The organism is Paraburkholderia sp. SIMBA_027, assembly GCF_046535315.1.
Classification (GTDB): Bacteria; Pseudomonadota; Gammaproteobacteria; order Burkholderiales; family Burkholderiaceae; genus Paraburkholderia; species Paraburkholderia tropica.
On record NZ_JAWRWY010000005.1, the window covers coordinates 414,372 to 436,465 of the forward strand.

General features: G+C 65.7%; 20 protein-coding genes and 2 tRNA genes. 14 read left to right on the forward strand and 8 right to left on the reverse strand.

Annotated features, from left to right (window positions below):
* Nucleotides 1-54: 54 nt before the first annotated feature.
* The 4 genes from bioA to bioB are packed head-to-tail and all read left to right on the forward strand — an operon-like array spanning nucleotide 55 to nucleotide 4,496.
* Complete coding sequence (bioA, locus tag SB764_RS12265; RefSeq protein WP_410863668.1) at nucleotides 55-1,422, forward strand: adenosylmethionine--8-amino-7-oxononanoate transaminase; 1,368 nt, start codon at nucleotides 55-57, stop codon at nucleotides 1,420-1,422.
* Entirely contained in the window at nucleotides 1,422-2,618 is a 1,197-nt protein-coding gene (gene bioF, locus SB764_RS12270) for an 8-amino-7-oxononanoate synthase (RefSeq protein WP_110327964.1), read from the forward strand. Before bioA ends, bioF begins: the two co-directional genes overlap by 1 nt.
* Complete coding sequence (gene bioD / locus SB764_RS12275) at nucleotides 2,615-3,361, forward strand: dethiobiotin synthase (protein WP_410863671.1); 747 nt, start codon at nucleotides 2,615-2,617, stop codon at nucleotides 3,359-3,361. The genes bioF and bioD overlap by 4 nt, the downstream gene beginning before the upstream one ends.
* 49 nt (nucleotides 3,362-3,410) lie before the next feature.
* Nucleotides 3,411-4,496, forward strand: coding sequence for a biotin synthase BioB (bioB, locus tag SB764_RS12280; protein ID WP_410863672.1), 1,086 nt, complete (start codon nucleotides 3,411-3,413; stop codon nucleotides 4,494-4,496).
* An 81-nt stretch (nucleotides 4,497-4,577) separates the two neighbouring features.
* Here bioB and cytX read toward each other — a convergent pair whose 3' ends face one another.
* On the reverse strand, nucleotides 4,578-5,897 hold the full coding sequence (gene cytX, locus SB764_RS12285) for a putative hydroxymethylpyrimidine transporter CytX (RefSeq protein ID WP_321856140.1): 1,320 nt from the start codon (nucleotides 5,895-5,897) through the stop codon (nucleotides 4,578-4,580).
* A 358-nt stretch (nucleotides 5,898-6,255) separates the two neighbouring features.
* On the opposite strand from cytX, the gene SB764_RS12290 reads away from it, so the two are divergent.
* The 3 genes from SB764_RS12290 (at nucleotide 6,256) to SB764_RS12300 (ending at nucleotide 9,225) form a co-directional block, all read left to right on the forward strand.
* A complete protein-coding gene (locus SB764_RS12290; RefSeq protein ID WP_065058173.1) occupies nucleotides 6,256-7,587 on the forward strand; it encodes a replication-associated recombination protein A in 1,332 nt (443 codons plus the stop codon).
* A gap of 110 nt (nucleotides 7,588-7,697) precedes the next feature.
* Nucleotides 7,698-8,990 (forward strand): serine--tRNA ligase, encoded by a 1,293-nt coding sequence (gene serS, locus SB764_RS12295; protein WP_065058174.1) that lies wholly within the window; start codon nucleotides 7,698-7,700, stop codon nucleotides 8,988-8,990.
* Nucleotides 8,991-9,134: 144 nt separating this feature from the next.
* Nucleotides 9,135-9,225, forward strand: a tRNA-Ser gene (locus SB764_RS12300).
* Between the two features lie 79 nt (nucleotides 9,226-9,304).
* On the opposite strand, the gene SB764_RS12305 is transcribed toward SB764_RS12300, so the two are convergent.
* Complete coding sequence (locus SB764_RS12305; protein WP_176080793.1) at nucleotides 9,305-10,093, reverse strand: glycosyltransferase family 2 protein; 789 nt, start codon at nucleotides 10,091-10,093, stop codon at nucleotides 9,305-9,307.
* Nucleotides 10,094-10,279: 186 nt separating this feature from the next.
* On the opposite strand from SB764_RS12305, the gene map reads away from it, so the two are divergent.
* The 7 genes from map (at nucleotide 10,280) to waaC (ending at nucleotide 16,043) form a co-directional block, all read left to right on the forward strand.
* Nucleotides 10,280-11,065: a type I methionyl aminopeptidase gene (gene map / locus SB764_RS12310; RefSeq protein WP_065058176.1), complete on the forward strand. Its 786-nt coding sequence runs from the start codon at nucleotides 10,280-10,282 to the stop codon at nucleotides 11,063-11,065.
* Nucleotides 11,066-11,219: 154 nt separating this feature from the next.
* Complete coding sequence (locus SB764_RS12315; protein WP_110327967.1) at nucleotides 11,220-11,756, forward strand: GNAT family N-acetyltransferase; 537 nt, start codon at nucleotides 11,220-11,222, stop codon at nucleotides 11,754-11,756.
* A gap of 275 nt (nucleotides 11,757-12,031) precedes the next feature.
* Nucleotides 12,032-12,883, forward strand: coding sequence for a septum site-determining protein MinC (gene minC / locus SB764_RS12320; RefSeq protein ID WP_065058178.1), 852 nt, complete (start codon nucleotides 12,032-12,034; stop codon nucleotides 12,881-12,883).
* 95 nt (nucleotides 12,884-12,978) lie between these two features.
* The gene (gene minD, locus SB764_RS12325) at nucleotides 12,979-13,794 is read left to right on the forward strand and encodes a septum site-determining protein MinD (protein ID WP_065058179.1); all 816 of its coding nucleotides are present in this window, start codon (nucleotides 12,979-12,981) and stop codon (nucleotides 13,792-13,794) included.
* A gap of 14 nt (nucleotides 13,795-13,808) precedes the next feature.
* Nucleotides 13,809-14,063: a cell division topological specificity factor MinE gene (gene minE / locus SB764_RS12330; RefSeq protein WP_028215841.1), complete on the forward strand. Its 255-nt coding sequence runs from the start codon at nucleotides 13,809-13,811 to the stop codon at nucleotides 14,061-14,063.
* Between the two features lie 259 nt (nucleotides 14,064-14,322).
* Nucleotides 14,323-14,637, forward strand: coding sequence for a YXWGXW repeat-containing protein (locus SB764_RS12335; protein ID WP_065058303.1), 315 nt, complete (start codon nucleotides 14,323-14,325; stop codon nucleotides 14,635-14,637).
* Between the two features lie 398 nt (nucleotides 14,638-15,035).
* Nucleotides 15,036-16,043: a lipopolysaccharide heptosyltransferase I gene (gene waaC, locus SB764_RS12340; protein WP_321890708.1), complete on the forward strand. Its 1,008-nt coding sequence runs from the start codon at nucleotides 15,036-15,038 to the stop codon at nucleotides 16,041-16,043.
* A 518-nt stretch (nucleotides 16,044-16,561) separates the two neighbouring features.
* Here the strand turns inward: waaC and SB764_RS12345 are convergent.
* The 6 genes from SB764_RS12345 to SB764_RS12370 form a co-directional block, all read right to left on the reverse strand.
* Entirely contained in the window at nucleotides 16,562-16,741 is a 180-nt protein-coding gene (locus SB764_RS12345) for a hypothetical protein (protein ID WP_074983965.1), read from the reverse strand.
* Nucleotides 16,742-16,930: 189 nt separating this feature from the next.
* Complete coding sequence (locus SB764_RS12350; protein ID WP_065058182.1) at nucleotides 16,931-18,247, reverse strand: MFS transporter; 1,317 nt, start codon at nucleotides 18,245-18,247, stop codon at nucleotides 16,931-16,933.
* Nucleotides 18,248-18,663: 416 nt separating this feature from the next.
* Nucleotides 18,664-19,209: a TonB family protein gene (locus SB764_RS12355; protein WP_410863676.1), complete on the reverse strand. Its 546-nt coding sequence runs from the start codon at nucleotides 19,207-19,209 to the stop codon at nucleotides 18,664-18,666.
* A 151-nt stretch (nucleotides 19,210-19,360) separates the two neighbouring features.
* A complete protein-coding gene (locus SB764_RS12360) occupies nucleotides 19,361-19,573 on the reverse strand; it encodes a hypothetical protein (protein WP_065058183.1) in 213 nt (70 codons plus the stop codon).
* A gap of 334 nt (nucleotides 19,574-19,907) precedes the next feature.
* On the reverse strand, nucleotides 19,908-21,530 hold the full coding sequence (locus tag SB764_RS12365; protein WP_074983963.1) for an NAD(P)/FAD-dependent oxidoreductase: 1,623 nt from the start codon (nucleotides 21,528-21,530) through the stop codon (nucleotides 19,908-19,910).
* Between the two features lie 409 nt (nucleotides 21,531-21,939).
* Nucleotides 21,940-22,029, reverse strand: a tRNA-Ser gene (locus SB764_RS12370).
* Nucleotides 22,030-22,094 lie beyond the last annotated feature (65 nt).

Below are 22,094 nucleotides of genomic sequence, written 5' to 3' on the forward strand. Positions count from 1 at the left end.
TTGCGCGGGCGAACGCGCTAATCTCGGTCCCGCTGTCGTACCCTGGAGCCGTACTTGAATTCCGCAACCCCATTCCATCAAGGCACTGCCAACGATGCGTGGATCGCGCGCAGTCTGCGCGCCGTCTGGCATCCGTGCACCCAGATGAAGCACCACGAGCGCCTGCCGCTCGTCGCCGTCTCGCGTGGCGAAGGCCCGTGGCTCTACGACCACGAAGGCCGCCGCTACCTCGACGCCATCAGTTCGTGGTGGGTCAACCTGTTCGGCCACGCCAATCCGGACATCAACGCCGCGCTCAAAGCGCAGCTGGATACGCTTGAGCACGTGATGCTCGCGGGCTGCACGCACGAACCGGCGGTCGAACTCGCCGAGCGCCTGAGCGCGCTCACGGGCGGCGCGCTCGGCCATGCGTTCTTCGCCTCGGATGGCGCGTCGGCGGTCGAGATCGCGCTGAAAATGAGCTTCCACGCGTGGCGCAATCGGGGCTCGATCGACAAGCGCGAATTCGTCTGCCTCGCCAACAGCTATCACGGCGAGACGATCGGCGCGCTCGGCGTGACCGATGTGAAACTCTTCAGGGATGCTTACGATCCGCTGCTGACACACGCGCACGTGGTGGCGTCGCCGGACGCGCGCACGGCCCGCGAAGGCGAGAGCGCTGCCGATATCGCGCGCCGCGCGCTCGCCGACGTCGAGCGCCTGTTCGCCGAGCGCGAAGGCCGCATCGCCGCGCTGATCGTCGAGCCGCTCGTGCAGTGCGCGGCCGGCATGGCGATGCACGATCCGCTCTATCTGCAAGGCCTGCGCGCGCTCTGCGACCGCTTCGACGTGCATCTGATCGCCGATGAAATCGCCGTCGGGTGCGGGCGCACCGGCACGTTCTTCGCATGCGAACAGGCGGGCATCTGGCCCGATCTGCTGACGCTCTCGAAGGGCATCAGCGGCGGTTATCTGCCGCTTTCGATCGTGCTGTCGCGCGACGAGATCTACGGCGCTTTCTACGACGACGACACCACGCGCGGCTTCCTGCATTCGCATTCGTACACGGGCAATCCGCTCGCGTGCCGCGCCGCGCTCGCGACGCTCGATCTGTTCGAGCGCGACAACGTGCTCGCCACGAACGCGCAGAAATCGCAGCAACTGCGCGACGCGTTCGCGCCGCTCGAAGCGCATCCGCTCGTGCGCGATATGCGTCAGTGCGGCACGATTCTCGCGTTCGACGTGAAGCTCGACGATCCCGCGCGCGCGCGCACCTTCTCGCGCCGCTTCTTCGAGCACGCGTTGCAGCGCGAACTGCTGCTGCGCCCGATCGGCACCACGGTCTACGTGATGCCGCCGTATATTCTCGACGCGCAGACGCAGGCGCATCTCGCCGAACGCACGCGCGAAACGTTCGACGCGACCGTCGCGGAGGATCTGTAATGCCGCTTCTCGACACGCTCGAACAGGGCCTGCGCGAACTCGACGCGCGCGGCCTGCGCCGCCGCCGCCGCACCATCGACACGCCGTGCGACGCGCACATGACGGTCGACGGCCGCGAGACCATCGGCTTCGCGAGCAACGACTATCTGGGCCTCGCCGCGCATCCGCAACTCGTCGCCGCGCTGGCCGAAGGCGCGCAGCGCTACGGCGCGGGCAGCGGCGGCTCGCATCTGCTCGGCGGCCACTCGCGCGCGCACGCGCAGCTCGAAGACGATCTCGCCGCGTTCGTGGGCGGTTTCGTCGACGCGCCGCGCGCGCTGTACTTCAGCACCGGCTATATGGCGAATCTCGGCGTGCTGACCGCGCTCGCGGGCCGCGGCACGACGATCTTTTCCGACGCGCTCAACCACGCCTCGCTGATCGACGGCGCACGCCTGTCGCGCGCCGAGATCCAGATCTATCCGCACAACGACACCGACGCGCTGGGCGCGATGCTCGACGCCTCCGACGCGAACGTGAAGCTGATCGTGAGCGACACCGTGTTCAGCATGGACGGCGACGTCGCGCCGCTCGCGCGTCTGGTCGAACTCGCGGAACGGCACGACGCCTGGCTCGTGGTCGACGACGCGCATGGTTTCGGCGTGCTCGGTCCGCAAGGCCGCGGCGCGATCGCCGAAGCCGCGCTGCGCTCGCCGCAACTCGTGATGGTCGGCACGCTCGGCAAGGCCGCGGGCGTGTCGGGCGCGTTCGTCTGCGCGCACGCCACCGTGATCGAATGGCTCGTGCAGCGCGCGCGTCCGTATATCTTCACGACGGCGTCGTCGCCGTCGGTGGCGCATGCGGTGTCCGCGAGCCTGCGCATCATCGGCGGGGAAGAGGGCGATGCGCGCCGCGCGCACCTGAATCATCTGATCGGGCGCACGCGCGCGATGCTCAAGCAGACCTGCTGGCTGCCCGTCGATTCGATGACGGCCGTGCAGCCGCTCGTGATCGGCGCGAACGACGCCACGCTCGCGCTGCAGGCGGAACTCGAACGCGACGGCCTCTGGGTGCCCGCGATCCGTCCGCCGACCGTGCCCGAGGGCACGTCGCGTCTGCGTATTTCGTTGTCGGCCGCGCATTCGGACGCCGACCTCGATCGTTTGAACACCGCGCTGGAGCAAGCGAGCCGCGCGGCCCTGGAGCACCACGCATGAACGCCGCGACCGTTTCGCTTTTCGTCACCGGCACCGACACCGAAATCGGCAAGACCTTCGTGAGCGCCGCGATCCTGCGCGGTCTCACGCACGCGGGCCTGCGCGCCACGGCGCTCAAGCCGATCGCCGCGGGCGCGTATGAGCGCGACGGCGTCTGGCACAACGAAGACGCCGATCAGCTCGACGCCGCCGCGAGCGTGCTGCTGCCGCCGGAGATCCGCACGCCGTTCCTGCTCAAGGAACCGGCCGCGCCGCACATCGCCGCCGCGCTCGAAGGCGTGACGCTCGACATGGCGCGCATCGTCGACAGCCATCGCGAGGCTTGCACGCGCGCCGACGCCGTCGTGGTCGAAGGCGTGGGCGGCTTTCGCGTGCCGCTCACCGACGAGCAGGACACCGCCGATCTCGCGGTCGCGCTGGATCTGCCGGTCGTGCTCGTGGTCGGCATGCGGCTCGGCTGCATCAGCCACGCGCTGCTGACTGCCGAAGCCGTGGCCGCGCGCGGGCTCAAGCTCGCGGGCTGGGTCGCCAACCGCATCGACCCGAACATGACGTTCCCCGAAGAAAACATCGACGCATTGCGCACGCGACTCGCCGCCCAGTTCGGCGCGCCGCTGCTGGGCGTCGTGCCGCACATGCGCGGCGCGAGCGCCGACGATGCCGCCGAACACCTGAACATCGACACGCTGCTCGCACAGCTCGCCGCGCTGGCGCCGCAACCTGCGGCAATGAGCGCGCAATAAGCGCGTGTCCCGCTACAACAGTCAAAACGTCACCAAGGACGCCGACATCATGACGCAAACCCACATCGACATCACTTCGCTCAAGGCCACCGCGCCGAGGGCCCACGCCGCCGCCGAAGCCGCCGCGCGCTGGAAGGTCGCCGACGTCGCGGCGCTCTACGAGCTGCCCTTCAACGACCTGATGTTCCGCGCGCAGCAAGTGCACCGCGAGCATTTCGACGCGAACGCCGTGCAGCTTTCCACGCTGCTGTCGATCAAGACCGGCGGCTGCGAGGAAGATTGCGCGTACTGCCCGCAGTCGTCGCATTACGAAACCGAACTCGAAGCCGGCAAGCTGATGGCCGTCGACGCCGTGCTCGACGCCGCACGCGTGGCCAAGTCGAACGGCGCGACGCGCTTCTGCATGGGCGCGGCGTGGCGCAATCCGAAGGACCGCCATCTCGAGCCGATCAAGGACATGATTCGCGGCGTGAAGGCGATGGGCCTCGAAACCTGCGTGACGCTCGGCATGCTCGAAGATCACCAGGCGAAGGCGCTCGCCGACGCGGGCCTCGACTACTACAACCACAACCTCGACACCTCGCCGGAGTACTACGGCAAGATCATCTCGACGCGCACCTACGAGGACCGTCTGGAGACGCTCGAACGCGTGCGCGACGCGGGTATCAACGTGTGTTGCGGCGGCATCGTCGGCATGGGCGAATCGCGCCGCGAACGCGCGGGTCTGATCGCGCAGCTCGCGAACATGGAGCCGTATCCGGAGTCGGTGCCCATCAACAATCTGGTGCAGGTGACGGGCACGCCGCTCGAAGGCACCGAGCCGATCGATCCGTTCGAATTCGTGCGCACGATCGCAATCGCGCGCATCACCATGCCGACGGCGATGGTGCGTCTCTCGGCGGGCCGCGAGCAGATGGACGACGCGCTTCAGGCGCTGTGCTTCATGGCGGGCGCGAACTCGATTTTCTACGGCGATCAACTGCTGACGACGAGCAACCCGCAGGCGGAAGCCGACCGCAAGCTGCTGTCGCGCCTGGGCATCACGGCGCAGGCCGCGCAACATCTGCCGACCGACGATCATGGTCACGCGCATGGTCATGATCACTCGCACGGCGGCTGCGGCCACTGCGAATAAGCCGCTTTTCAAGGGCTGAAGACAAAAACGCCACGCTGCGAAGCGTGGCGTTTTTTTATGGCGCGGGCGTTGGGCCGGGCGTTATGCGTAAGCCGCGCGTCGGCGTCCCGCGAGCACGAGATAGCACAGCGCGCCCACGACGAGCGCGGGCAGCGTCGCGCCCAGGTTTGGCAGCCATTGATTGAGCGCGTGATACGCGCCGATGCCGAGCGCCCACGCAATGAACGCGCTCACGTGCCAGCCGCCCGAATAGCCATACGTGCCGTTCAGATCGGCGAGCGCGTTGGCGTCGATGCGGCGGCGGCGCACGATGAAGTGATCGGCGAGCACCACGCCGAACAGCGGCGCGAACACCGAGCCGATGAACAGCAGGAAGTTCTCGTACTTCGCCATCGGCACCACGAGGCCGATCAGCGTGCAGATCGCGCCGAACGCCGCCGACAGCCAGGGCACGCTGCCGCGCGTCCAGAACGTGCCGGTCGAGACGGCCGCCGAGTGGATGTCGGCGAAGGCGTTGTCGATTTCGTCGATCAGCACCAGCAGCAGCGCGAGACCGCCGCCCGCCTGCGCGAGCGCCGTGGTCAGCAGCGCGTCGCCGCCGCCCGCCGCGAGGCCATAGATCGCGCCGAGCGCGTAGAACCACAGGTTCGCGATGCCATAGCCGAACAGCGTGCCACGGAAGGTTTCACCCGCCTTGCGGCCGAAACGCGTGTAGTCGGCGATCAGCGGCAGCCACGAAAGCGGCATCGCCACCACGAGGTCGATCGCGCTGCCGAACGGCATCTCGCCCGTGCCGGGACGCTGCATCAGCGCGTGGATGTCGTGCTGGGCGAGCAGGCTCCACGTGAGCCACGCCGCGCCCGCGAGCAGCAGCCAGATGCCCCACGTGCGCAGGAAGCGGCGCACGAACGAGAGCGGACCGCTGATTGCGAGCAGCGTCGCCAGCAGACCGAAGATCACGGTCCAGACGAGCGGCATCGAGAGGCCGAAGGCCTGTTTGGCGAGCGCGTCGGCGGAATCGCGCATCACGATGATCTCGAACGAGCCCCAGCCCACGAGCTGCACCATGTTGATGACGGCCGGAATCGACGCGCCGCGAATGCCGAGCGTCGGGCGCAGCGAGGACATGGCCGCGAGGCCGGTGTCGGTGCCGATCACGCCCGCGAGCGCGAGCAGCACCACGCCGATCACGCTGCCGATGCCGATGGCGAGCAGCGCGTGCGGCAGCGAGAGGCCGGGCACGAGCAGGGCGCCCGCCTGCGCGACCAGCAGGCCGATGCCGAGCGAGAACCACAGCGCGAAGGCGTCGCCGGTGCGGAACTGGCGGCGCGCGTCGGGCACGGGCACGTTGGGCGCGTAGGTCGAGCCGGCGTCGGCGCCGGCTTGCGGGTCTTGAGTCATGGGAAAGCGTGTCCTCTGTGTCGTATGTCTGGTGTCGTGCTGGCCGGCAGGCGGCGCGCGCTGGCTTTTCAACGCGCGGCGCGGCTGTCTGGCTGACGCGTCGTGCGCGTGGTGTGTCTCGCCTGTGTCTCGCGTGTGTCTCTTCTGGCGCTTTGTCCGGCCCGGTTTCACGGCGACCTTTGCCGCGCGCCACTGGCCCGGCCGTGCCTCGCGCGGCGGCGCCGGCTGTCATAATGCAGGGCTGGCGCGGCGGCGCGGTTTGAGGGCGCGAACAGCGCGCAGGCCGTGCAGCACGCATTGCACGCTCAATTGCAACCTCGCCGCGGCGTCACTTAGCCGACATTATCGCGAAAACGTCATGTTTGAAGAAACCCGTGCCAACGTCCCCCTCGCCGAACGACTGCGTCCGCGCACCATCGACGAGGTCATCGGCCAGAAGCATCTGCTCGGACCGAACAAGCCGCTGCGCGTGGCGTTCGAGTCGGGCGAAGCGCACTCGATGATCCTCTGGGGGCCGCCGGGCGTCGGCAAGACCACGCTCGCGCGCCTCATGGCCGACGCGTTCCACGCCGAATTCATCGCGCTCTCGGCCGTGCTCTCGGGCGTGAAGGACATCCGCGAGGCCGTCGAGCAGGCGCAACTGCATCGCGCGCACGGCCATCAGACGCTGGTGTTCGTCGACGAGGTCCATCGCTTCAACAAGAGCCAGCAGGACGCTTTCCTGCCGCATGTGGAGTCGGGCCTGTTCGTGTTCGTGGGCGCGACCACGGAGAATCCGTCGTTCGAGGTGAACAGCGCATTGCTCTCGCGCGCGGCCGTCTACGTGCTCAAGAGCCTCGACGAGGAGGAGCAGGGCGAATTGCTCGCGCGCGCCGCCACCGAGCTGGGCGGGCTTACGTTCACGGACGAAGCGAAGGCCGCGCTGATCGGTTCCGCCGACGGCGACGGCCGCAAGCTGCTCAATAATCTGGAAATCGTCGCGCGCGCGGCGGCCCAGCAGAAGAAGGGCGAAATCGACGGCGAACTGCTCGGCAGCGCGCTCGCCGAGAATCTGCGCCGTTTCGACAAGGGCGGCGACGCGTTCTACGACCAGATCAGCGCGCTGCACAAGTCGGTGCGCGGCAGCAATCCGGACGGCGCGCTCTACTGGTTCTGCCGCATGCTCGACGGCGGCGCCGATCCGCGTTATCTGGCGCGCCGCATCGTGCGCATGGCGTGGGAGGACATCGGTCTCGCCGATCCGCGCGCGGCGCGCATGACGCTCGACGCCGCCGAAACCTACGAGCGCCTCGGCTCGCCCGAGGGCGAACTCGCGCTCGCGCAGGCCGTCATCTATCTGGCGGTCGCGCCCAAGTCGAATGCGGGCTACAACGCCTACAACGAGGCGCGGCGCTTCGTCGGCAAGGATCAGTCGCGCGCGGTGCCCGTGCATCTGCGCAACGCGCCGACCAAGCTGATGAAGGAACTCGGCTACGGCCACGAATACCGTTACGCGCACGACGAGCCCGACGCCTACGCGGCCGGCGAGACCTATCTGCCCGACGGCATGCGCGAACCGCGCTGGTATCAGCCGACGCCGCGCGGGCTCGAAGGCAAGATCGGCGAAAAGCTCGCGCGCCTCGCCGACCTCGACGCGCAATGGCGCGAGGCGCATCGCGACGAAATCCGCGAGCGCAAACGCAAGGGCTGAGGCCCGGGCCGACAGACCGGCGCAAGCCTCGCGCACCGCGCCGCGCGGATTGCCGCCGCCGGTGCGCTAAAATCGACACTTCACACAACGAAACTGCGTCTCACAATCCCATGCTCGACATCCAGCTGCTGCGCAAAGACCTCGACGGCGTCGCGAAGCGCCTCGCCGACCGCGGCTACACCCTCGACGTCGCGGCCTTTTCCGCGCTCGAAGCGGAACGCCGTGCCATTCAGACCCGCACCGAAGAAATGCAGGCGCGCCGCAACAGCCTGTCGAAGCAGATCGGCGCGATGAAGGGCCGCGGCGAGGACACCTCGGCCGTGATGGCCGAAGTGGGCGGCATCGGCGACGAGATGAAGGCGTCGCAGGTCAAGCTCGACGAGATCCAGTCGAAGCTCTCGGATCTGCTGCTCGGCGTGCCGAACCTGCCGCACGAGAGCGTGCCCGTGGGCCGCGACGAAAGCGGCAACGTGGAAGTGCGCCGCTGGGGCGCGCCGCGCGCGTTCGACTTCGAGGTGAAGGATCACGTCGACGTCGGCACGCCGCTCGGTCTCGACTTCGAAACGGGCGCGAAGCTCTCGGGCGCGCGCTTCACGATGCTGCGCGGCCAGATCGCGCGTCTGCACCGCGCGCTTGCGCAGTTCATGATCGACACGCACACGACGCAGCACGGCTACACGGAAACCTACACGCCCTACATTGTCAATCCGGAAATCCTGTACGGCACGGGTCAGCTTCCGAAGTTCGCGGACGACATGTTCCGCGTGGAAAAGGGCGGCGCGGAAAACACCGTCACGCAGTATCTGATCTCCACGTCGGAGATTTCGCTCACGAATACGGTGCGCGAGAGCATCGTCGAAGGCAGCGCGCTGCCGATCAAGCTGACCGCGCATTCGCCGTGCTTCCGCTCGGAAGCCGGCTCGTATGGCCGCGACACGCGCGGCATGATCCGTCAGCATCAGTTCGACAAGGTCGAAATGGTCCAGATCGTCGCGCCGGAAACGTCGTATGACGCGCTGGAGCAGATGGTCGTGCACGCGGAAACCATCCTGCAGAAGCTTGGCCTGCCGTATCGCGTGATCACGCTGTGCACGGGCGACATGGGTTTCTCGGCGACCAAGACGTACGACCTCGAAGTCTGGCTGCCGGCGCAGAACACGTATCGCGAAATTTCGAGCTGCTCGAACACGGAAGCGTTCCAGGCGCGCCGCATGCAGGCGCGCTATCGCAACGCGCAGGGCAAGCCGGAACTCGTGCACACGCTCAATGGTTCGGGCCTCGCGGTGGGCCGCACGCTGGTCGCGGTGCTGGAGAACTATCAGGAAGCCGATGGCTCGGTCACCGTGCCGGAAGCGCTGCGTCCGTACATGGGCGGTGTCTCGCGTCTGTCGCTGGACGTCTGATCGGCACATGAATCCTGCATCGCCCCGAAATTTTTTTCGTAAAAGGGCTTGCAGGATTCAAATTATGTTCTATAATCTTCGCTTCTCTGGTCGCCGACCAAGACCTGAGAAGCAGTAAAAAACGCAGTAAAAAAGCAGTACCCCGGAGAGGTGGCAGAGTGGTCGAATGTACCTGACTCGAAATCAGGCGTACGGTTTCCCCGTACCGTGGGTTCGAATCCCACCCTCTCCGCCAAATTCTGAAAACCCCTGCATGCTTAACCGCTGCGGGGGTTTTTGCTTTGTAGCGCCGCTTTCGGCGCTAACAGGTTCAATCAATCACGCCCACGCCGCTCCAGCGCGCGCAGATACGTGCCCGAGATGGCCGACGTGCCGTGATGCACGATCTTTTCATCGACGAGCGCCCACACCGAAAGTCCCACCTGCCGCACGCGCCGACAGAACGACAGATCCTCCGACAGATACACGCCTTGCTCGCCGACCGTATCGAAGAAGGCGTGAAAGCGGCCGTCGGGCAGATAGGGCGCGTATTGCGCGGGCGGCCGATAAAGCTGCGTGACCGGCGCGACGGCTTCGATCGCGTCGCGGCGCACGAGGAAAATACCCGTGCCGATGTGGTTCACCTCGGTCCAGCCATTGTCGACCGAGACGTTACCGTGCGCATCGGCGAGCATCGCGGTGTTGTAGTCCACGGTCTTTTCCTGCCACTCGGCCAGCGTCAGGCCCACGTCCGCCGCCGTGATGGTCGTGTTGCGCTCGAAATGGCGATACGGGCAGGCGATCCCGGCGACCGGTTTGTCGCCGGCCAGCAGGCGCGGAATGGCTTCGGGCGAGAAGGCCATGTCGGTGTCGAGAAACAGGATGTGCGTGAACTCCGGGTGGCTCAGGAAATAGCTGGCGAAGAAGTTGCGCGCCCGAATGATGTGCGACGAGGCCGTGTGGATGTACTGGAAGTTCACGCCGGTGGCCTTGAACGTCTCCATCAGGCGCGCGAGCGCCATCGCGAAGTCGAAGTGCACCGAGTTGTCGTAGGTGGGCAGGGCGATCAGCACGTTCAGGGGCGTGGCCGGTGCCGCCGTGCGGGAAGTGGTGGATGAATCCATGACCTGGCGTTCCGCTCGTGTCGTTGTAAGATAATTCCCATTCTTGATGGCGGCTTGCGCGCGGACAATCGGACAGTTCCGAATGTCGGCCGGCCGGAGCGCGGCAACGCCCCGGTACAATGCACGTTTGCTCCTTTGTATGCGTGGCGGATCGCTCAGGCGGCGCCGCGCTCACCTGAGTCTCAGATGGCTATCACCTACAAATCCGCGGACGACATCGCGCGTCTGCGCATCTCGGGCCGCCTCGCCGCCGACGTGCTCGCCATGATCGGCGAACACGTCAAGCCCGGCGTCTCCACCGACGACCTCGACGCGATCTGCAACGATTTCATCGTCAACACGCTCAAGGCCGTGCCGGCCAACGTCGGCTACCTCGGCTTTCCGAAGACGATCTGCGCGTCGGTCAACTCGGTCGTCTGCCACGGCATTCCGAGCCGCGGCGAAGTCCTCAAGGACGGCGACATCATCAACATCGACGTGGCCGTGATCAAGGACGGCTATTTCGGGGACACGAGCCGCATGTACACGGTCGGCACCCCGAGCCCGGTCGGTCGCCAGCTGATCGACACCACCTACGAGGCGATGCTCGCGGGCATTCGCCAGGTGAAGCCGGGCGCGACGCTCGGCGACGTCGGCCACGCGATCCAGAAGCGCGCGCAGGCCGACGGCTTCTCGATCGTGCGCGAGTATTGCGGCCACGGCATCGGCAAGGTCTATCACGAGGAGCCGCAGGTGCTGCACTACGGCCAGCCGGGGCAGGGCCTGCGCCTGAAGCCGGGCATGGTCTTCACGATCGAGCCGATGGTGAACGCGGGCCGCGCCGGCACGACGGTGCAGCGCGACGGCTGGACCGTGGTCACCAAGGACCGCTCGCTCTCCGCCCAGTGGGAACACATGGTCGCCGTCACCGACGACGGCTACGAGCTGCTGACGCCCTGGCCGGACGGCACGGGCAGCTACGAAGCGCCGTGATGGCGGGTGTGCGGCCGCTCGGCCGCTCTGTCAAGTGCGCGCTGAAGTTCCGCGCGGATGGCGCTCGGGGAACGTTTTCGTCAAATAAGGATTTGACTCTCTGGCCAGTTCGGTTAAAGCTACGCGTTAGTGCTTTATTGGGGTTTACGACTGCATGAGTCCGTCACTGACCGTTCGCCGTATCGTTGCCGATCAGGGTGCCGTGCTCCGCGAGCTTCGTACCGCTTCGCTGCGCGACGCACCTTATGCGTTCGGCGACTCGCTCGAAGATGCGCTGTCCGCCGACGCAGCCGTCTACGACGCGGCGGCCGCGCGCCATGCCGACTCGCATGCGGCCACCTCGTTCATCCTTTATACCGAGGGGCATCCGGCGGGGCTGATCGGCGCGAATTTCGAGAGTGCTCCCGCGCGGCGCGCGTTCGTGTTCGCGCTCTGGGTGGCGCCTGCCGTGCGTCATCTGCGTGGCGGGGAGTTGCTGTTGAACGCGGCGCTCGAATGGCTCGTGAGCGAAGGCGCGACGCAGGTCTACGCCTGGGTCACCGATTCGAACACCACCGCCATGCGCTTCTACGAGCGTCTCGGCTTCGGCCCCACGGGCGATCACGCGCGCAGCCAGCACTCGCCGGAGCAATGGGAAACGCTGCTCGTGCGCGACGTGTCCGACCTCGCCCAGCCAGCCCCCGCGCAATGAGGCCGCGCGCCGGCTGCGATTTTTTTGCCGGTTTTTTGCGGTTTTTTTAGCCGTGTCCCTGCTGTCTTTTCGTTTCCTGATTCTGTCGTCGATGCAGTCGTGACGCGCCGGATGCCACTGCGCCTGCGCGTCGTGGCGTCGGCACGGCGTCCGTCATGACGTCGTTCGCGGCGTCGTTCTCGCCTCGACCCCTTGCCGCAGCATGCCAGGCCATTAAAAATGATGGCCGTGTGCGTCGACGCCTGTAAAATACGCAAAATTTTTCGCCGATCGCCATGTCGCCCAGGAAATCGCCATATTTTGAACTGAAGAGCGGTTCAGTCGATACGCTTCTGTTCGTGGTCAAAACGACTGAACTCGATGCGATGCGCGCCGAACTCACGCGGCGCTTCGAGGCGACCCCGGAATTCTTCGCCAACGATACCGTGGCCATCGACATCCGGCGTCTCGCCGATGGCGAGCAGGTCGCGCTCGGCGACATCGCGCGCCTGCTCGAAAGCGTGCGCATGCGCCCCGTCGGCGTGGTCGCGCAGGCTGCCCAGCACGGTTGGGCCGCCGAAGCCGGACTGCCGTTCCTCGAAGCGCGCGACAAGCGCGGCGCCCACGCGAAGGGCGGCGCCGACGCCGACACCGGCGTGGAACACAGCGCCGCGCCGCAGGCCGAAGCCGCCAATGCGCCGGCTTCAGCCGACAAAGGCGCCGCGCAGCCGGAACTCTTTCCCGCCACGACGGCCGCAGAAGAGCCGGTCACGGAAACGCTGGCGGAAACCCCGTCGCGCAACGCGCCCAAGGAACCCACGCTGGTGGTCGACCGTCCGCTGCGTTCGGGCCAGCGCGTCTACGCGAAGGGCGACCTCGTGGTGCTCGGCATGGTGTCGAACGGCGCCGAGGTGATCGCCGAGGGCAACATCCATATTTACGCGCCGTTGCGCGGCCGCGCACTCGCGGGCGTGCATGGCAATCACGACGCGCGCATTTTTTGCACGAGCCTCGAGGCGGAACTCATTTCGATCGCGGGCATCTACCGTACCACTGAAGTTCCACTCGCCGACGACGTGCGGGGCAAGCCGGCGCAAATCCGGCTCGACGAAGAAAAGCTGTTGATCGAACCGTTGAGGCTCACCTGAGTCGCCGCTCGTGCGCCCGCGCGTGATGTGCGGGGCGCTCGCATGCGGCACGCGATGAGACCAAACTGAGAAACTGACGAACGCAAGGTAAGGGAATGGCAAAAATCATTGTGGTGACTTCGGGCAAAGGTGGCGTCGGCAAAACGACCACGAGCGCGAGTTTCGCATCGGGCCTCGCGTTGCGCGGCCACAAGACCGCGGTCATCGACTTCGACGTGGGTCTGCGCAATCTCGACCTCATCATGGGTTGCGAGCGCCGCGTCGTGTACGACCTGATCAACGTGATCCAGGGTGAAGCGAACCTCAATCAGGCGCTCATCAAGGACAAGAAGTGCGAAAACCTCTTCATCCTGCCCGCCTCGCAGACGCGCGATAAAGACGCGCTCACGAAGGAAGGCGTGGAAAAGGTGATCGAGGATCTGCGCAAGATGGACTTCGAATACATCGTGTGCGATTCGCCCGCGGGTATCGAGTCGGGCGCGATGCTGGCGATGCATTTCGCCGACGAAGCGCTCATCGTGACGAATCCGGAAGTGTCGTCGGTGCGCGACTCGGACCGCATTCTCGGCATGCTCTCGTCGAAGACGAAGCGCGCGATCGAAGGCAAGGATCCGATCAAGGAACATCTGCTGATCACGCGTTACAGCCCGAAGCGCGTCAACGAAGGCGAGATGCTGTCGCTGTCGGACATTTCGGAAATCCTGCGTATCGATCTGATCGGTGTGATTCCGGAATCGGAAGCCGTGCTGCACGCGTCGAACCAGGGCTTGCCGGCCGTCCATCTCGACGGCACCGACGTCGCGGAAGCGTACAAGGATGTCGTGTCGCGTTTTCTCGGCGAGGAGAAGTCGCTTCGTTTCACCGATTACCAGAAGCCGGGGCTCCTGCAGCGCCTGTTCGGTAGCAAGTAAGGGAGGCGCACGCCATGTCGTTTCTTTCGTTTTTTCTCGGCGAGAAGAAGAAGTCCGCCTCGGTAGCGAAGGAACGCCTGCAGCTGATCATCGCTCACGAGCGCGCAGGCGGCCATCCGCCCGCCGATTATCTGCCGGCCCTCCAACGTGAACTGGTCGCGGTGATCTCGAAGTACGTGAAGATCTCCGACGACGATATCCGCGTGAGCCTCGAACGCCAGGACGACCTCGAAGTGCTCGAGGTCAAGATCGAGATTCCGCAGGCCTGATGAAGGCATTGCGCGCGGCCGGTTTGCGCCGCGCGCATCTCAATTTGGCGGACGGCGGCCGCGTCCATGACGTCTCGCGCCGCTGTCTGCATCATCTGTTTGCCGCGCCGTTTTCAACGGCTTCGCGCATTCCTTACCTTACCGAAATATTCGGTTTCACTTCACCCTGCGCGGTTACACGGCCGCTGTCAGCGCGGCGTCGTGCTCGCGCATTGATCCGGTAACGCCACTCATGGCGTCTTACTCAAGGGTGATCAACATGAACAATTCCATCCGCCTGCTCGTTGCCAAAACCGCGATCGTCGTCGCCGGTGCGTGCGCCGTCGCTGCGCCTGCGTTCGCCGAAGTCATCGTCGTTGCGCCGAGCGCGCCGCCCGTCGAGCGCGTCGAAGTCGTGCCTGCGCCGCGCGCCGGCTACGTGTGGGACAAAGGCCACTGGCGCTGGGATCACGGCCGCTACGTCTGGATCGGCGGCCACTGGCAAGCCGAACGCGTGGGCTATCACTGGGTGCCGGGCCACTGGATCGCGCATGGTCCGAACTGGCACTGGGTGGAAGGTCACTGGGCCGCTTGAGGCTCGCGCGCTTCGTGTGAGCTCGCGCGTCGACCATTCGTCCGCTTGAGCGCAACGCTGCAGGGAGGCCCGCGCTCGTCGTGATCGACTGACGTTCGGGCGCGGTCCGCGGCGCAAGCAGCCCGGCGGGAGCCCGGCGCGCGGCAACAGTGCGAATTTTTCGCCCGTTGCCGCGCGCCGGGCTCCTTCTTTTGCGCGGACAAAAAAGAGGGCGCATAGCGGCCGCGCGCGTCCCGGCGAGACTGCCATCCGCCCGAATCGGCCAAGCCGGCAATCAGGGCAGGGAAAACCTGCGTATTCCCACGCGGATTCCGTCACTCGCGCCTGGCTTCGTCCGTTAAAATCACGGAAAAATGCAGGCAAATCACTGAATTGGGCCTTCGCCGGTCCGCAGCACAATGAAACGAGTCTTGATTGTCAAGGTGACTTCGCTCGGCGACGTCGTCGAAGCCCTTCCCGTGGTGGCCGATGTCCAGCGCGCGTACCCTGGCGTGATCGTCGACTGGGCCGTCGACGACGCCTTCGCGGAAATCGTGGCATGGAACGCGGGCGTCGATCGCGTGCTGTGCGCGCCGCTGCGCCGCTTCAAGAAGGCGCGCCGCTGGAGCGATTTCAAATCGATCTGGCAGTCGATCTCCGAGCTGCGCGCGCATCGCTACGACGCGGTCATCGATATTCACGGCGTCTACAAAAGCGCGATCATCGCGTTTCTCGCGCGTGGCCGCCGCCGTTTCGGTTATCTCGCCCAGGATCTCGGCGAGCGCGGCGCGGCGTTCGCATACAACGGCCGTTTCGGTCCGCGTCCGAAGTGCGATGCGTGGCTCGGCATGCGCATCAGCACGGGCGAAGCGCTCGGCTACACGATCGACACGCCGCCCGATTTCCAGATGCGCATTCCGCGCGACGGCAACGCGCTGCCCGCGCCCGACGCGCCCACCGCGCTGATCTTCCACGCGACCTCGAAGGAAGAGAAGAAGTGGCCCGTCGAGCATTGGGGCGAGCTGTGCCGCGCATTGATCGCGCGCGGTCTGCGCATCGAGCTGCCCTGGGGCTCCGACGCCGAGCACGCCACCGCGCGCGAGATCGCGGCGCTCGTGCCTGGCGCGACGATCCTGCCGCGCCTCACGGTCACGCAGGTCGCGCAGCGTATCGAGGATTCGGCGCTCGTCGTCGGCACCGATACGGGCTTCGTGCACCTCGCGCACGCGCTGCTCAAGCCGACCATCATGGTCTTCGTGGCGACCAATGCCGAGCACCTCGGCGTGCGTGCGCCCAATCGTTCGATTTCGATCGGCGACGGTCATCACGTGCCGCCGGTTTCGGTGGCAATCGATGCCGTCGATCGCGTGTATCCCGCGCGCGATGCGGACGGCACGCCGAAAGCGCCGCTCGTGTCGAGCGTGTGATTTTCAGCGGCTGAATTCAACGGTTCGATGAGGTATTTCGCGGCGCGCGTTCATCGCGCGCCCGTTGCTTTTGTGCGTGCGAACAGTTCGTTCCCGGCGCGTTTGCGGCGCATTCATCCGCACATTTCCCCGCACATCGCTTATTACGAGGTTGTTAAAAGTGTCGTGCCTGTGTTGCATGCAGCGCGGCGTGCGCGCCTGTCGGCGTAAGAACGCATGCGGGCTGTAACACGGGCCACACCGCTGCTTACAAATTGCAACGCCTGCGATGCGCGCCGTCGTGTTCAATGCAAACCGTCCACTGCACGCGATTCCCCTGCGGAACGCGCCGGACGCAAGACATTGACTCGAAGGGAGAACGAAGTGAAACGATTGACGCTTACCCTGATCGCAGGTGCGCTTTTCGCGGCGTCGCTGAGCGGATGCATCGTGGTGCCGCCGGGCGGCGGATACTACGGCGGCGGCTACCATCACGGCTACTACGATCGTTGAGCATGATGCCGACGCGAGCGGCCCGCTCAGGCCAGCAGCATCTCGACGGCGATGACCGCCGCGATGGCCGCGACGTTGGCGACGATGGCTTCGAGAACCACCGCGCGCCACGTTCGCGTACTCAAACGAAAGGCCAGAACGAGTGAGATGCCCAGTGCGAGCGCGATCATCAGGACGAGATCGGCATTGCTCAGATGCAGGTTCATCGTTGGCCTCCCTGGCGCGAATGCGCGGACCGTGTTGATGCCTCGTTATCGAGTATAGGCACGCGCCGCGCGCGCACAAGTGGACAAAAAACGGACGAAAAAAAAGCGGAATCCGATGACCCGGATTCCGCTTTTTTCGTTTCGGTCTGCTCGAAGCAGTGCATCAGCGCACTGCTTCGGTGTCGTGCATCACGTCAGCGACGTATGACGCGTTTCGCGCATGCACAGCACGCCGAAGAGGCTCACGCAGGCCGCGATCGACACGTAGGCGCCGACCCACGACAGACCGCCGCGCGCGGCCAGCACCTGCGCGATATACGGCGCGACCGACGCGCCCAGAATGCCGCCGAGGTTGTAGGCCACGCCCGCGCCGGTGTAGCGCACGCTGGTCGGGAACAGCTCGGGCAGCAGGGCGCCCATCGGCGCGAAGGTGGCGCCCATCAGGAACAGCTCGATCACGAGGAACAGCAGCACCAGCGGCAGCGAGCCGCTGCCGAGCAGCGGCTGCATCGTGAAGCCCGAGAGGATCGCCAGAATGCAGCCGACGATCAGCACCGGCTTGCGGCCGAAGCGGTCGGAGAGCGCCGCCGAAATCGGGGTGGCGATGCCCATGAACACGACCGCGATACACAGCATGCCGAGGAAGGTCGGACGCGGAATATGCAGCGCCGTCACGCCGTGCGAGAGCGAGAACACCGTCGCGTTGTAGAACAGCGTGTAGCAGACCACCATTGCCAGCGCGCCGAGCAGCGTCGGCCACCAGTAGTTCGAGAGCAGCGTCGCGACCGGCACCTTGACGCGTTCGTCGCGCTCGACGGCGGCCTTGAACGCGGGCGTTTCGGCGATCTTCAGGCGTACATAGAGGCCGAGCGCGACGAGCACCGCCGAGACGATGAACGGCACGCGCCAGCCCCAGTCGCGGAACTGCTGGTCGGTCAGCGTGGAGGCGAGGCCGAAGAACAGGCCGTTCGACGCGAGAAAGCCGACCGACGGTCCGAGCTGCGGGAACATGCCGAACCAGCCGCGCTTGCCTTGCGGCGCGTATTCGGTCGCGAGCAGCGCCGCGCCGCCCCATTCGCCGCCGAGGCCGATGCCCTGGCCGAAGCGCAGCACGCACAGCAGAATCGGCGCGAGGCTGCCGATCGAGTCGTAGCCGGGCACGAAGCCGATCAGCGTGGTCGAGACACCCATGACGAGCAGCGACGCCACCAGCGTCGATTTACGGCCGATGCGGTCGCCGAAATGGCCGAACAGGAACGAGCCGATCGGGCGCGCGACGAACGCAATGCCGAAGGTCACGAACGCCGACAGCGCCTGAGCCGTGGCCGAGCCGTGCGGGAAGAACACCGGGCCGATCACGAGCGCGGCGGCCGTTGCGTACACATAGAAGTCGTAGAACTCGATCGCGGTGCCGATGAAGCTCGCGAAGATCACGCGCGCCGTGCTTTGCTGGCGCGCGGCATCGGGTTGGTCGGCGCTCGCCGACGAAAGCGGGGAGGTGGACATCGGGGTCTCCAGTCATTGTGATGCGCGCTGACGCGCTTTGCCCGCCGGGCCGAGGGCGGCTGGGGCGCAAGGCGCGGCGCGTGCGTCTTTGTGCAGGTTTCGAAGTCCGGCGCGCGGGCGCGGATGCCGCCATGGCATCCCGCTGCAACATCCATGAGCCGGCAACGAGTCGTCAGTATGCATCGCGCAGCGTGGGCTGTGCGCGCGAAGGCGTGGACCGTCCGGCGCGCGCGGATAGGCGCGGGCACGATGCAGATACGGTCGAAGCGCGCATCGGCGCGGCGCGGGTGGCGACGGTCGACGGCGTGGCCGGGCGGATGCCGGCTAGGGATAGCGAAAAATTATAACGAGCGGGCGCGCCGCGCAGCAAGGCGTAAGCAAGCCTCGCGCGGGCGCATCGAAAGGCGCGTGGCGGATCAGTTGTAGTTCTGCGCTTGCGGCGACGCGAGCGTGCGCAACTGGAACTTGCCGTCGTCGTTGAAGAGCCAGTCCTCGAACAGCTCGATCTGTCCGACCGAGTTGAGCAGACGCGCGGGCGGCGGCGGCAACGGCGCGGCGTGACGCAGCGTGGCGAGCGCGGTCGATTCGGCGTCGTCGTCGCCATTGGTGCGATACACCGACGACTTGACCACCTGGCCTTCGCGGTTGATCGTGAACGAAACGACCACGAGCGAGCGCAGCATCGCCTGGGGCGAACCGTGCAGCACCGAGGTCGGATTACGCTCGATGATGCGTTTCGCCACGGCGGCGCGATATTGATCGAGCGTCGTGCTGTTGATGGCTTCGGGCGGAATCACGAGCAGCGGACGCGGCGGCGGCGTGATCGTGCAGGCGCTTGTAAGGGCGAGCAGCAGGATCGCACCGAGACGCCGCAGCGGCGCTGCATGCGCGGTGTGAGCGATGTTCGGGCGGAGAGCGCTCGCGGTGTCGTGACCGCTGCGCGTACGGACGCGGATGAGCATGTTGTCCAGGCTCGAGTGCGAAACCAGATTCGAGCTTAGTCGAAACGGTGCGGGATGCAATCCGAACTCTCCCGCGCGAGCGCGCGGTACTGGCGAGTTGTGTGCGCCTGGGCGCTTATCCGTTCGTTGATGCGCCGAGGCGCCGATGCGTTTATTCGACGGGGAATTGCGCGCAGGGATCCGCGGTCACGGTCGCGCAGGCGTACGAGTATTCGCCGCTCTTGAGGAACAACTCCTTGCCGACTTGCACGTTCGCGCGCAGATCGGGCGAGCTTTCCCAGGCGATGTAGCCCGAGCACATCACGGCAGACAGAACGACGAGTGAAAAGGCCAGCTTTTCGAAGACCTGGTAACGATGCGGCATGGTGAGTAATCCCCTGAACAGGCGATAGTTTACCGCAATACTAGGGTTTTCACCTAGGGTTGTGCCCGGGTTCTGGCATGGTGTATGAAAAGGGCGAATTAAACACGCGACCCTAAAATTGGAAAGACGAACACGGGCCTTCGCCGAGCGTCGCTCCATCGGGGATTCAGGCGTTGGTGTGTGGGGAAAGATTCAGCCGCAGGACGCGGATCTGAAGGCGAAGCTCGGCGATTCGACCCGTTGCGGCCGTGGAGGCTGGCAGGAGGTCGAAGGCCGCTTCGGGCGGCTGGAAGGATGCGCGGACGCATCCTTCCAGCCGCCTCCTTGTCGCCCGTCAGGACGCTTGCGTCGATGCCAGATCGAGCGCCACTGCCTGTGCGACTTCGATGCCGTCGATGGCCGCCGAATAGATGCCGCCCGCGTAACCGGCGCCTTCGCCTGCCGGATACAAACCTTCGACGTTCATGCTCTGAAAATCGTCTTTGCGGCGAATCCGGATCGGCGACGACGTGCGTGTCTCGACGCCGGTCAGCACGGCGTCGTGCATCGCGAAACCGGCGATCTTCCTGTCGATCTGGGGGAGGGCTTCACGGATTGCTTCGATCACGTAGTCGGGCAGCGCCGTGCTGAGATCGGTCGGATGCACGCCCGGCTTGTACGACGGAACGACCGAGCCAAGCGACGTGGACGGCCGGCCCGCGATAAAGTCGCCGACCAGTTGCCCGGGCGCCTGGTAGTTGCCGCCGCCGAGCTCGAACGCCCGCTCTTCCCATTTGCGCTGGAACGCGATGCCCGCCAGCGGGCCGCCCGGGTAGTCCTCTGGCGTGATGCCGACGACGATGCCCGCATTCGCGTTGCGCTCGGCCCGGGAATACTGGCTCATGCCGTTGGTGACGACGCGGCCCGGTTCGGAAGTCGCCGCGACCACCGTGCCGCCCGGGCACATGCAAAAGCTGTACACCGCGCGCCCGTTGTTGGCGTGATGGACCACCTTGTAGTCGGCGGCGCCAAGTTGCTTGTGGCCCGCGAATTTGCCGAAGCGGCTGCGATCGATGAGCCCCTGCGGATGTTCGATGCGAAAGCCCAGTGAAAATGGCTTGGCTTCGATATACACACCGCGATCGTGCAGCATCTGGAACGTGTCGCGGGCGCTGTGTCCCACGGCCAGCACGACGTGGTCGCAGCGCAGCGTTTCACCGTTCGAGAGCTTGAGCGAGCGCACCTTGCCCTGATCGATTTCGATGTCGTCGACGCGGGTTTCGAAACGCACTTCACCACCCAGTTCGTGGATGGTCGCGCGCATCTTTTCCACCATGCTGACGAGACGGAACGTGCCGATGTGCGGACGGCTCAAATACAGGATATCTTCCGGCGCGCCTGCCTTGACGAACTCCTCGAGCACCTTGCGGCCATAGTGGTTCGGGTCCTTGATCTGGCTGTACAGCTTGCCGTCGGAAAACGTCCCGGCCCCGCCTTCGCCGAACTGCACGTTGGATTCCGGATTGAGCACCGACTTGCGCCACAGACCGAAGGTGTCCTTGGTGCGTTCGCGCACGGCCTTGCCGCGTTCGAGAATAATGGGGCGGAAACCCATCTGCGCGAGGATGAGTCCGGCGAACAAACCGCACGGCCCCATGCCGATCACCACCGGACGCGGACGCGTCGAGTGCTCGGGCGCCTTCGCGACGAACCGGTACGTCATGTCGGGCGTCACCCCGCAATGCGGCTGCCCGACGATCTGCTTGCGCACCGCCGCTTCGTCCTTGACTTCGATGTCGACGATATAGGTCAGCTTGATATCCGAGCGCTTGCGTGCGTCATGCGCGCGGCGGAATACGGTGAAGCGGACAAGCTCGTCTGCCGCTACGCCGAGATCGGCGAGGCGCGCGCGAACGGCGGCGTCAAGCTCGCGTTCGGCATGATCGAGGGGGAGTTTTATTTCGGATAAACGTAACATGGGGTGCCAGGGTGCAGTTGCCACTGGAATCGTGGCCAACCCGTATTTTATAGGTTTGGCGGATTCCCAAATGAAAAGCTACCGCGCGACGAAACGTCAGCGCTTGGGTGACAGGCGGATTGTGACGGGGTGAGGGCGGGCGGCGTTCGCCATGTGGACGGCCGGCAGCGGACTGTTTGTCGAACTGAAGCGTGGCTCGCCGGGGATCTTTTGTCCGATTTCGGATGCTCGCGTGCGCGTGCACGTCAGCGACCGTTTATGGCCGGGAGCACCGGGAGTCATCAGGACGAATCAGACCCAATCAGGAAATCCCGCCAATTGCACGGCGGGCAACGACACACCGTGAAATGCGAGTGAAATCAGGGGAGTTTTTGACGGCTGCCCGCGAACCCTCGCGGGTGGCGAGTATTGGCGGAGGCGGTGAGATTCGAACTCACGGAAGGGTTACCCCTTCGCCGGTTTTCAAGACCGGTGCATTCAACCACTCTGCCACACCTCCGGAGGCGCGCATTGTAACCTGGAATGCGCGCGCGCCGGCAGCCTCGCCGGCGGCGCGCATCGAAA

Bases quoted from the DNA above. Each gene is read 5' to 3' on its own strand.
- bioD (WP_410863671.1), top strand. From the start codon at position 2,615: ATGAACGCCGCGACCGTTTCGCTTTTCGTCACCGGCACCGACACCGAA.
- map (WP_065058176.1), top strand. From the start codon at position 10,280: ATGGCTATCACCTACAAATCCGCGGACGACATCGCGCGTCTGCGCATC.
- bioB (WP_410863672.1), top strand. From the start codon at position 3,411: ATGACGCAAACCCACATCGACATCACTTCGCTCAAGGCCACCGCGCCG.
- SB764_RS12365 (WP_074983963.1), bottom strand. From the start codon at position 21,530: ATGTTACGTTTATCCGAAATAAAACTCCCCCTCGATCATGCCGAACGC.
- minD (WP_065058179.1), top strand. From the start codon at position 12,979: ATGGCAAAAATCATTGTGGTGACTTCGGGCAAAGGTGGCGTCGGCAAA.
- minE (WP_028215841.1), top strand. From the start codon at position 13,809: ATGTCGTTTCTTTCGTTTTTTCTCGGCGAGAAGAAGAAGTCCGCCTCG.
- SB764_RS12315 (WP_110327967.1), top strand. From the start codon at position 11,220: ATGAGTCCGTCACTGACCGTTCGCCGTATCGTTGCCGATCAGGGTGCC.
- SB764_RS12335 (WP_065058303.1), top strand. From the start codon at position 14,323: ATGAACAATTCCATCCGCCTGCTCGTTGCCAAAACCGCGATCGTCGTC.
- cytX (WP_321856140.1), bottom strand. From the start codon at position 5,897: ATGACTCAAGACCCGCAAGCCGGCGCCGACGCCGGCTCGACCTACGCG.
- SB764_RS12305 (WP_176080793.1), bottom strand. From the start codon at position 10,093: ATGGATTCATCCACCACTTCCCGCACGGCGGCACCGGCCACGCCCCTG.
- SB764_RS12350 (WP_065058182.1), bottom strand. From the start codon at position 18,247: ATGTCCACCTCCCCGCTTTCGTCGGCGAGCGCCGACCAACCCGATGCC.
- SB764_RS12345 (WP_074983965.1), bottom strand. From the start codon at position 16,741: ATGAACCTGCATCTGAGCAATGCCGATCTCGTCCTGATGATCGCGCTC.
- SB764_RS12290 (WP_065058173.1), top strand. From the start codon at position 6,256: ATGTTTGAAGAAACCCGTGCCAACGTCCCCCTCGCCGAACGACTGCGT.
- serS (WP_065058174.1), top strand. From the start codon at position 7,698: ATGCTCGACATCCAGCTGCTGCGCAAAGACCTCGACGGCGTCGCGAAG.
- waaC (WP_321890708.1), top strand. From the start codon at position 15,036: ATGAAACGAGTCTTGATTGTCAAGGTGACTTCGCTCGGCGACGTCGTC.
- minC (WP_065058178.1), top strand. From the start codon at position 12,032: ATGTCGCCCAGGAAATCGCCATATTTTGAACTGAAGAGCGGTTCAGTC.
- SB764_RS12355 (WP_410863676.1), bottom strand. From the start codon at position 19,209: ATGCTCATCCGCGTCCGTACGCGCAGCGGTCACGACACCGCGAGCGCT.
- SB764_RS12360 (WP_065058183.1), bottom strand. From the start codon at position 19,573: ATGCCGCATCGTTACCAGGTCTTCGAAAAGCTGGCCTTTTCACTCGTC.
- bioF (WP_110327964.1), top strand. From the start codon at position 1,422: ATGCCGCTTCTCGACACGCTCGAACAGGGCCTGCGCGAACTCGACGCG.